Source organism: Corallococcus sp. 4LFB (genome assembly GCF_046520365.1).
Taxonomy (GTDB): domain Bacteria; phylum Myxococcota; class Myxococcia; order Myxococcales; family Myxococcaceae; genus Corallococcus; species Corallococcus caeni.
In genome coordinates this window covers 1-561 of sequence record NZ_JBKGHJ010001218.1, presented here as the reverse complement: position 1 = coordinate 561, position 561 = coordinate 1, and the positions used below count along the sequence as shown (strand labels likewise).

Here is a 561-nt window from a genome sequence, read left to right as displayed (position 1 = left end):
GCATCGACCAGCCGTCCGACACGATGTGGTGCATCACCAGCACCAGCACGTGCTCGGTGGCGCTCAGCCGCAGCAGCTTTGCGCGGAAGAGCGGGCCCTGGCCCAGGTCGAACGGACGCTGGGCTTCGCGCTGGGCTCGCCGCTGGGCTTCCGCCTCGCGCTCTGCCTGGGGCAGCGCTTCGAGGTCCACCACCTCCAGCACCGCTCCCGCGGCCGGCGTGATGACTTGTGCAGGCTGCCCGTCGCGAACCTGGAACGTGGTCCGCAGGGCTTCGTGACGGCGCACCAGTTCATCGAAGGTGCGGCGCAGGGCGCTTTCATCCAACGGCCCCGTGAGCCGGACGGCCGCGGGCAGGTTGTAGAAGGCGCTTCCCGGCTGGAGCTGATCCAGGAACCACAGGCGCTGCTGCGCGAAGGACAGCGGCTCCTCCGCCGAGCGCAGCTGCTTCACGAGCACCGGCATCGTCGTGTGCTGGCCCGAGCGGTGAGCCACGTCCACCTTGCGAGCCAGCTCCGCGACCGTGGGGGACTCGAAGAGGGCTCGCAGCGGCAGGTCGATGT

At 70.1% G+C, this 561-nt stretch carries 1 protein-coding gene; it reads right to left on the bottom strand.

What is annotated here, in order from left to right; all coding sequences use genetic code 11:
• Positions 1–561, bottom strand: a 561-nt coding sequence (locus ACLEQD_RS45015) for a condensation domain-containing protein (protein ID WP_410392009.1), incomplete at both ends; no start/stop codon positions are given.